The organism is Candidatus Binatia bacterium (assembly GCA_036504975.1).
In the GTDB taxonomy this organism is placed as follows: domain Bacteria; phylum Desulfobacterota; class Binatia; order UBA9968; family UBA9968; genus JAJPJQ01.
This window is the reverse complement of record DASXUF010000035.1, coordinates 1-7,372: the sequence shown is the minus strand read 5'-3', so window position 1 is coordinate 7,372 and position 7,372 is coordinate 1. Positions and strand designations below refer to the sequence as shown.

General features: G+C 57.8%; 6 protein-coding genes and 2 riboswitches. Of the genes, 4 read left to right on the top strand and 2 right to left on the bottom strand.

From position 1 onward, the window contains the following. Window positions 1-99: 99 nt before the first annotated feature. Window positions 100-372: riboswitch (cobalamin riboswitch) on the bottom strand. Between the two features lie 35 nt (window positions 373-407). Together VGL70_05050 and VGL70_05045 are read right to left on the bottom strand one after the other, a co-directional pair. Continuing rightward, a complete protein-coding gene (locus VGL70_05050; GenBank protein HEY3302888.1) occupies window positions 408-1,172 on the bottom strand; it encodes an energy transducer TonB in 765 nt (254 codons plus the stop codon). Window positions 1,173-1,254: 82 nt separating this feature from the next. Beyond that, window positions 1,255-1,624: riboswitch (cobalamin riboswitch) on the bottom strand. Between the two features lie 39 nt (window positions 1,625-1,663). After that, a complete protein-coding gene (locus VGL70_05045; protein ID HEY3302887.1) occupies window positions 1,664-2,545 on the bottom strand; it encodes an AEC family transporter in 882 nt (293 codons plus the stop codon). Between the two features lie 114 nt (window positions 2,546-2,659). Between VGL70_05045 and VGL70_05040 the strand changes: the two genes are divergently transcribed. The 4 genes from VGL70_05040 to VGL70_05025 form a co-directional block, all read left to right on the top strand. After that, entirely contained in the window at window positions 2,660-4,141 is a 1,482-nt protein-coding gene (locus VGL70_05040; GenBank protein ID HEY3302886.1) for a radical SAM protein, read from the top strand. A gap of 15 nt (window positions 4,142-4,156) precedes the next feature. Continuing rightward, window positions 4,157-4,921: an SDR family oxidoreductase gene (locus VGL70_05035; protein HEY3302885.1), complete on the top strand. Its 765-nt coding sequence runs from the start codon at window positions 4,157-4,159 to the stop codon at window positions 4,919-4,921. A gap of 80 nt (window positions 4,922-5,001) precedes the next feature. Further along, the gene (locus VGL70_05030; protein HEY3302884.1) at window positions 5,002-6,489 is read left to right on the top strand and encodes an FAD-binding oxidoreductase; all 1,488 of its coding nucleotides are present in this window, start codon (window positions 5,002-5,004) and stop codon (window positions 6,487-6,489) included. Between the two features lie 113 nt (window positions 6,490-6,602). Then, a partial coding sequence (locus tag VGL70_05025) for a hypothetical protein (protein ID HEY3302883.1) occupies window positions 6,603-7,372 on the top strand: 770 nt, incomplete at its 3' end.

The window sequence follows — 7,372 nt, the reverse complement described above, 5'->3', positions numbered from 1 at the left end:
AAAGTAAAAGAACCCAAAAAAACATGACGCCCTCCTTCTCCCGCGAAAGGGGATGCCCTCACCCTTCCCTCTCCCTGAGGGAGAGGATTAAAGGTGAGGGCCATTTTGGGCAGAACGGATCGGTCTCCTGGCTTAGGCGCTGACAGTTTTATTTACTGTCGATTCTCGCCACCTTCCCATCAGCCATTAAGCTAAGCTGACAGTGGTCGAGCTTTTCGCTCCGACGAGAAATTCCACCATCACAGTTGCGGGGCAGCAGGGGATTTCCCCGACAAGGATGAGGGATGAAGGATGAAATTTCATCCTTCCGCCCTCCGCCTTCATCCTTTCGGAGTCACCCCTTTCCCTTGCATCCGTCTGCGGTTGATAAGATTGTCTCTGCCTGCCTCCTTTTAAATTGCCTTGAACTATCGGCGTTTGAGATTCGCCAAGCTAAAGACTACGGGGAACTCAACCCAACGCTCTACCGGTTTTTCGCCATGGCGGGCCGGATGGAAACGCCAGCGTCTCTTTACCGTCTCCAGCGCGGCCTCGTCCAAGACGGAAAAACCGGAGCTTTGATGGACCTCGACGAATTTCGGTTTGCCTTGCTCGTCCACCAGAACCTTAATCGTAACCGTGCCTTCCCATCCTTTCTCACGCGCGACATGTGGGTACAGCGGATCCGGACTGTAAGCGCGGGTCACCTGCACGGACGGCATCCAGCCGTTTCCACTTCCAAGTCCATCGCCGACGCCGGTGCCGGCTCCACCGCTACCGTTTCCGGTTCCCTGCGATTCATTTATTCCGCTACCACTCGAGCCAATGCCACTCGACAGTGCGAAGCCTTCCACCGGGTCGGACTCATTTTGATAGGCTGAGATGCCAATGGCGACGCTCGCTTCTGCAATGATAACCGGCGTGGATATCGCCTTCGGCGATTCAGCAACCTGTTCCGGCTCGGCCGCGTGCGGCTGCTGTCGCTCTAACGACATGGATCTCCGCGCCGAAAGCGCAGGTTTTCTTTCCGGCTTAGCTCCTTCTCCCTTCGTCCCACCGTCGCTCCCTTCTTCCGCATCGATCACGGTCACAGTGACCGGACTCGCGGTTCTCAATTCCAGAAGTAGCGCTGGACAGGCCAGCGCCACGGCGTGCAACGCCATCGAAACGAAAAGAAACGAAGCCATCTTCATGATCTGCGACCACGACGGCCTCGCGCGCGAATAGAGGAGGAAGGAGAAACGATGGAACCTTTCTCTCTCTTTCGGAGAGGCCGGTTGTAAATGGCTCTGAGGCAGGTCTCCTGGCTTAGGCTTTAATCGCCTGCTGAAAAAGGCCCATCTACTTCGTTGCGCTCGATCGACTTCGCTCAACGTACTAACTACGTACGCCTTCGCTCGTCGGTCTTCGCGCGCCTCGTACCTGGAACCTTTTTGATCAGGCTTCCCTACTCGCCGCGCCTTCCCATCAGTACAAGGCTGAAGTAGGAAGGATGAGGGATGAATTTTACTTCATCCTTCCGCCCTCCGCCTTCATCCTTGCGAACCGACAGTGGCTTAACTTGCGGCTTTCGTCGCCATCACAGTGGCGGGACCGCGCCGGATTCGCACCGGACTTCCCTGGAGCCTTAGAGCAAAATGAGAATTATATCCCGCGGGACAACTTGTCAAGCATTTTTCGCCGCTCAGATCATAATGAGCCAAAGAACCAACGGCACGGTGAGGAGCGACAACGCTGTAGAGAAAAAAATGATCGACGCCGCCAGCTCCGAGTCGCGGCTGTATTTCTCCACCAGAACGAAATTGATCACCGCGGAAGGGAGCGCGCCGTAAAGCAAGATCACCTGGCGGTTGATGCCGTCGATGCCGAGCAGCGTCACGGTCGCGTACGCCGCGGCGAAGCCGCCGGCGACCCGCATCAGCGCGCCGGCGATCGAGTGGCCCCACGTAAGCGAGCGGATGCTGTAGAGACGGTAACCCAGGCTCAACAGCATCAGCGGGATGACCGAATATCCCAGAAGCGAGAGCGGCTGAAAGATCGGCTCGGGAATCCGGATCTGAGCGACGTTAAAAAGCAGCCCCAAAACAGCCGCGTAGATGAGCGGCAGCCGGAAGATCTCTCCGGCGCCGCTGCTGCCGCTAAGAAGATAAATGCCAAGCGAGTTGTGGACCAACGCGATCATCACGTAAAGAAGCGTTCCTCGCTGCAGACCCGGCTCGCCGAAGGCGAACAGCGCCAGCGAGATGCCCATGTTGCCGGCGTTCATGAAAAGCACGGGGAGAGTGAATCCCGGCGAGTTGAATCGCGTCAACAGCGCATAAACCCAAACCAGCAATCCCACGCCCGCGAATATCCCGAAAAGGCCCGCGAAGTTGACGGCGATGTCGGCAGCGAACAGCGGCTTGCTGGCAAGCGAGGTGAAAACCAGACAGGGGGCGCCGAGATAGACGATGATCTCGGTGATCGGCTCGAGGCTGATCTTTTTGTAGCGCGCGAAGAAGTATCCGATCGCAATCAGAAGAAATACCGGGACGACCGGCGAGAGAGATTTCAGCGCAGAATCCATTGGCAAGTTTTCCCGCAGCCGGAAGGTTGTGTCAACCTCATCTCTGAGATAGCTTGACAATCGTTAAAGCATTAAATATTTTAATTGAAACATATCATTAACGGGGGAGAACATATGAAGCTTCTCTTTCTGACGCCGCCGATGGGCAATTGGGCCCCCTGGGGGGATCGGCATCTGGCCAGCAATCCGCTTCACGCGCAACTCGCGGCTTTCATTCGCGAGAAGAAGAGCGCCGAGGTGGAAGTCCTCGATTGCCGCGCCTTGGCACTGAATGACGAGCAGATGCTTGAGGAAGTTAAAAGAAGAAAACCCGATGTTGTCTTCTTCGGCGGCTTGATCGCGGCGGCGGGCGGAGCGGCTCAGCTCAACCGCTTTCATGGGGCGATGAAGCTCATCAAAGATGCCCTCCCGAAGACCATCACGGTGGCCGGCGGCCTCATGTACACGGCGGTGCCGGAAAAGATCATGAGGGAGAACCCCCAGCTCGATTACACGCTCGTCAGCGTCTTCGGCGACTGCGAGCACACAATGCACGAGCTGTTGGAGGAACTGAAACAACCTTCACCCAAGCTCGGCGATATCAAGGGGCTTTGCTATCGTAACGGCGAGGTCAAGCTCAATCCGAGAAGGAACAACCTCATCATGAACCTCGACGAGCTGCCGATGCCGGCCTACGACCTCTTCCCCATGGATAAGTATTACGGCTATTCCGTTCTTCCCAACTATAACGAGGCCGTCACCTCGCGCGGCTGCGAGGGCGCGTGCCATTTCTGTTATGAGTGGTGGCTGGTTGATCCGCGCAACCCGCGCGATTTCAGCTCGCACCGCACCCGCGGCGGCAAGAAAGTCGCCGAAGAGATGGAATTGCTCAACAAGAAGCACGGCATCAAAGCGCTGACGTTTATGGACGACGACTTCAATTCCGACCGGCAAAAAATGGTCGATCTGGTGGAGGAGCTAGAAAAGAAGAAACTGGACGTGAGCTGGTTCTGCCTCGGCCGCGCGCAGAACTTCATCCGCGATTCGGACCTCATACCGCGGCTGCGCAAAATGGGAATGTATCAGGTGCTGATCGGCATCGACGGCGGCACCGACGAGGAGATTGCCGAAGCTCACAAGGGTCCAATGAAGGTCGGCGTCAAGGAGCTTAAAGACATCATTGGCTACTTGCGCCAGAACGACGTCTCCACGGTCGCGACTTACCTCAACGGCTTCTGGGAAGACGACGAAGCGCGAATCCGCCAACGCGCGCGCGCCGTCGACGAGATCGACCCGGACATCGTCATGATCCAGCTTCTGAATCCGATTCCCGGCTCGCCCATCTGGAAGCGGGCCACCAAGGACGGGCTGATCGAGATCGAAGACCTGAGCCTCTACGACCTCGAGCACTGCGTCATGCCGACCAAACATCTGACGCGGCAAAAGCTCGGCGAGCTGACCGGCTGGGCCTTCCAGTCGTTCTATAGCAGGCCCGGAAGAATCGAGCGGATCTTAAACGGCTACAGCTCTCCCTTCGTGCGCCAGAAATTCCTCTCGTTCAAGGAGAACGCCGCCAAGTACGAAAAGGGCGCCGCCGAAGACGCCGTTGCCATCTAAACTCGTCCAGAGATCATGGCGCAAGGCAAGCCCCTCAACGGCAAAGTAGTTCTAATCACGGGGGCGAGCCGGGGCATCGGCGCAGCCGCGGCCAAGCGCCTGGCCGAGTCCGGCGCGTCCGTCGTCGTCAACTACCTCAAGAGCCGCGACCAGGCTGCGGAAATTCTCAAGCACGTCGAGCAAGAGGGCGCCAGCGGCATGATCTGGCAGGCCGACGTCATCGACCGAGGCCAGGTCGACAGAATGGCGCAGGCGGTCAGGGAAAATTTCGGCGCGGTCGATATTCTGGTCAACAACGCTTTCTTTCCTTTCGAGGTCGCGCCGCTGCACCAGCTCCCGTGGAAGCATCTCGAAGAAGCGACGAGCAAGGAGCTGGCCGCGCTGCACAACTGCGTGCAGGCCTTCGTTCCCGGCATGATCGAGAAGAAAAAAGGCAAGATCATCGTCGTCAGCACCCGGCTGGCGCAACAGCCGCTGCCGCGCCTGGGCGCTTACGCGGCGGCCAAGGCCGCGCTGGAATCGATGGCGAACACGCTCGCCATCGAGCTCGGCCCGTCGGGCATCGCGGTCAACATCGTCACGCCCGCGTTCACGTTGACGGACGCCTCGACCATCATGTCCGAGGAATATAAAGAGAGGGTGCGCAAGAGCCGACCGCTGCAAAAACACCTCTATCCCGAGGACGTGGCCGGAACCATCGCCTTTCTCGCCGGCGACGAAAGCGATATGCTCACCGGCAGCAACATCCTGGTCACCGGGGGAAGCCACCTGCAACTATGAAACCAGTCAGCTTTCAGCGATCAGCTCTCAGCCTTTAATTCTTTTGGCCGAAGCTGACTGCTGAACGCTGAGAGCTTCTTATGCTGAATCTGGATCAGATCGTAGAAAAGCTTAAAGAGATCGTCGGCGCCCGCTTCGTTTCCACCAATCCGATCGACAAGATCAACTACCAGCACTCGCTCGCCTACGGCGCGTACAAGGCGCTGCCGGACGTCATCGTCCGGATTGAATCCGACGCCGCCGGGCACCATCCGCTTGCCAACCTCCTGAGCTTCGCCAATGAAAATAAAATCCCGATCGTCGCCAAAGGCGGCGTCGGCATGGGCATCAGCTCGCCGCTTAAAGGCGGCATCCTTTTGGACATGCTGGGCATGGACAAAGTTCTCGAGGTGAATCCCACGCTGCAATACGTCATCGCCGAAGGCGGCGCGAGCGTGTACGCGATACATCACGCGCTCCGGCAGCACGGACTGATGCTGCCTAACTTCGGCACCTACGGCCCGGCCGTCGTGATCGGCGCGATGGTCAACAAGGGCGGCATCGGCTACGGCATGACGCGCTACGGCTGGATCGCCGATATGGTTCTCGGCCTCGAGGTTGTGCTCGCCACCGGCGAGACCGTGCGCCTTGGCGCGCTCGCCAACCAGGGCACCGAATTCGGCCCGTTTCAAAAATGGATTCATCTTCCCGATCTTCTCGGGCTGTTCACTCTCTCGGCCGGCTCGCTTGGCATGATCGCCAAAGTCTGCCTGAGAGCGATCGAAGGCCGGCGCGAATGGCTCCACGACTACTGTTACACTTTCCGCCGCGGAGAGCTCGACAAAGTCCAGGAGGCGATGCTCGGCCTCGTCAAAGGCGAAGTCGTCTACGACATTCACTTCGTCGATCGCTGGCAGTACCATTGGCCGATGGAGGACGGGCTGGTCGATAAGTCGAAGATTCCCGACGACGCCTGGTTTTTTTTGAAGACGATGCTGTTCGCGCGCGACGCCGAAGAGCTGGCTTACAAAGAGAAGCGGATGAAAAAAATCTACCAAGAGCAGGGCGGCGTCGAGGTGCGGGAGATCGCGGAGAAGTCGATGGGCGTGAAAGCGCAGGAGTACGGTCTCCACGGCTGGCCGGACTGGCACATTATGGGGCCGGACGGATGGTGCGGCTCGGTGGTGCGCCACACCGGGATGTTCGCGGTCACGTCGAAGATGTATCCGATCACGTTTTTGAAAGAGATGTACGACCTCGACGAGGAAGCGAAGCGCGAGTGCGGCTTGTGGGACGCCGATCACTCGCCGCAGCACGACAGCTACGTCACCCGCGATCTGGCAATGAAAGAAGAGTACTTCGTTTTTTATAATCCCTACGACGACGAGGACGTAGGAAAACTCAGGAAGTGGATGGGCAAGGTGATGGAGTTCAGCAACAAGAGAGGCGTCGTCTGGACCGCGCCGACGCTCAGCACCAAGGGACCGTATCCGTATGAGCGGTTGAAGAATCTCTACGATATTGTGAAAGAGATCAAGCAGATGGTAGACCCGAATAATATTTTGAACCCGGGAGCGTTGTCGCAGTAAGCAAACGAAAGGCATGTAGGGGCAGGCCTATGTGCCTGCCCTTTTTTGGGCGACCACGCAGGGTCGCCCCTACAAATTATCGTATGTTTCTCGCGTATGTGAAGGAGGAAAACATGACTGCCAACAATAAAAAAGACTACTTTGGCAAAAAATTATCGCCGCAGGAGGCCGAAAAGGTCGTCGCGGATTTAAAAGAATATCTCCTCGGGCTCGCGGACCGCTGGCTTTTCAAAGGCCGGTTTCACACGGAATTGGCCAAGGGAACGTTGCCCATGGAGGCGATCAAGGTCTTTTGGCAGAACTGGTACGGCTTTGTCGCCGAGATCAATAATTTTCACGGCGTCGCCTATCAGCGCCACCTGCCGTTCTTCAAGCGCCACCCCGAATTGCAAAAGCATTTCGCCAACCACGTCGCCGACGAGATGATTCACCCGAAGCCGCCGGGGCACATCCTGATCGTGCTGGAGCAGGGGCGAAACTTCGGTCTCAAAGACGACGAGATGATCGAGTACGAGATGCTCCCCGAGTGCCGCGCGTTTCTGGAATACTATCGCGGCGTCCTCTACGAAGGCACCATGGCCGAATGGTGGGCTTCGTTCTGCGTCGAGGAAGCGGTCGGCCATTGGGCCAAGTTTTTCGGCGGCGCGCTGAGAAACGCCTACAAGATTCCCGAGGAGAAGATCGTTTACTTCCGCGTCCACGCTCAGGCGGACCTCGAAGAGCACGACGGCGTGATGGCGCACGCCGGTCTCGACTGGATGGTGTTGAGAAAGATGCTCGAAGAGGGGCGCGCCGAGACCCGTCCCGGCTTCAGCCTGGAATATTGCCTCCGCATGGGCACGGCCTACTTCGCCTGGTTTTTCGAAGGAGTGTATCAATCGAT

Bases quoted from the DNA above. Each gene is read 5' to 3' on its own strand.
- VGL70_05050 (HEY3302888.1), bottom strand. From the start codon at position 1,172: ATGAAGATGGCTTCGTTTCTTTTCGTTTCGATGGCGTTGCACGCCGTG.
- VGL70_05045 (HEY3302887.1), bottom strand. From the start codon at position 2,545: ATGGATTCTGCGCTGAAATCTCTCTCGCCGGTCGTCCCGGTATTTCTT.
- VGL70_05040 (HEY3302886.1), top strand. From the start codon at position 2,660: ATGAAGCTTCTCTTTCTGACGCCGCCGATGGGCAATTGGGCCCCCTGG.
- VGL70_05035 (HEY3302885.1), top strand. From the start codon at position 4,157: ATGGCGCAAGGCAAGCCCCTCAACGGCAAAGTAGTTCTAATCACGGGG.
- VGL70_05030 (HEY3302884.1), top strand. From the start codon at position 5,002: ATGCTGAATCTGGATCAGATCGTAGAAAAGCTTAAAGAGATCGTCGGC.